Source organism: Pontibacter qinzhouensis, assembly GCF_008017455.1.
Taxonomy (GTDB): Bacteria; Bacteroidota; Bacteroidia; order Cytophagales; family Hymenobacteraceae; genus Pontibacter; species Pontibacter qinzhouensis.
In genome coordinates this window covers 1-1,075 of record NZ_VRTY01000220.1, presented here as the reverse complement: position 1 = coordinate 1,075, position 1,075 = coordinate 1, and the positions used below count along the sequence as shown (strand labels likewise).

General features: G+C 36.7%; 2 protein-coding genes. Both read right to left on the bottom strand.

The window, feature by feature from the left end; all coding sequences use genetic code 11:
- Positions 1-189: 189 nt before the first annotated feature.
- Positions 190-648, bottom strand: coding sequence for a WapI family immunity protein (locus FVR03_RS24165; RefSeq protein WP_147924332.1), 459 nt, complete (start codon positions 646-648; stop codon positions 190-192).
- Positions 645-1,075: hypothetical protein (locus tag FVR03_RS24160; RefSeq protein WP_222707323.1), on the bottom strand; the 431-nt coding region annotated here is incomplete at its 5' end. The genes FVR03_RS24160 and FVR03_RS24165, both read right to left, overlap by 4 nt.

Genomic DNA, 1,075 nt, shown 5'->3' with positions numbered 1-1,075 from the left:
TCCAGCCCTAATAGCCTGAAAGCTTCGCCATTTTAAAATCTGAAAATAATCCCAATGACGGATTTAACGGTTCTCAGCTATACGCAGGCAGGGATTTTAACCACTGAACTTCCTACGAAGAACTGAACTTTAAATATACCACTTTTCTGTCCTACGAAGCACGAAACCCCTGCTTGCGTATAGGTGATGTTATGCGGTCGGCTTTCTTTCAGGATATTTGTTAAGTTCATCTTTTAGTCCTTTTTTAATTGCGATTAATTCGTCTCTGTCAGCCGAAATGTCTACAAAATATTCTTTATCATCTGTCGCAGATTTTGGTCTGCATTCTAAATCAAATTTTATTCTAATTAATTTGTTGTTTTCTATCGGCTCGTTTAAAAGTTCAAAAGATAGATTTGGTTCTGTAAATGTCATTAATCTAAATTCTGGTTCTTTGTCTGCTGAAAGTTGGTCAAACCAATCAATGATTTCTTGAACTTCCCAGGTAGTCAAAGAAGGGTCTATTGTTTGCCATTTACCAACCTTACTGTCAACTTTCAAATATATGTTCAGCCAATTACCATCCCAATCACCTTCTTGGTTGTCGGGAAACTGGTAGTTGGTTATTTTTAATTCAACTGTTTGACTGTCAACTCCTGAAAAAATCATTTTCTTGCTTGATTTTTATAACGTTCTACAAACTCTTTGGCATCTCGAATATTGTCAGGATAAGGAACCAAATTTTCATATTTAGTAAATCCGTTTATTGTCTTGGTAACGGTTTCGTAAATGTGTTGATAATAAAAGCCGTTGTCTATTAAAAACTTAACAGTCTCCCATTTTTTTTCTTCCGACTTTTTTGGCGGTCTGAACCTATGAGGTAAAAGAGCCATTTGTTTTCCACAATCAGGACAATTAGCTTCCTTTCTGTCATTAAAGTCAGTTCCTTGGCTAAATGATTTTTTACAGTCTAAACAAACTACTTTATGTCCCATTTTCTGTGTTGTTGTGTTTTCTAAGCTGCCGCATAACGTACGTTGGCAGGAGGCGTCCCACAGGCATATTGCGATTGGATGCCTTCTACGGGTAGTTATCC

Coding starts and splice junctions, on each gene's coding strand:
- FVR03_RS24165 (WP_147924332.1), bottom strand. CDS start 648: ATGATTTTTTCAGGAGTTGACAGTCAAACAGTTGAATTAAAAATAACC.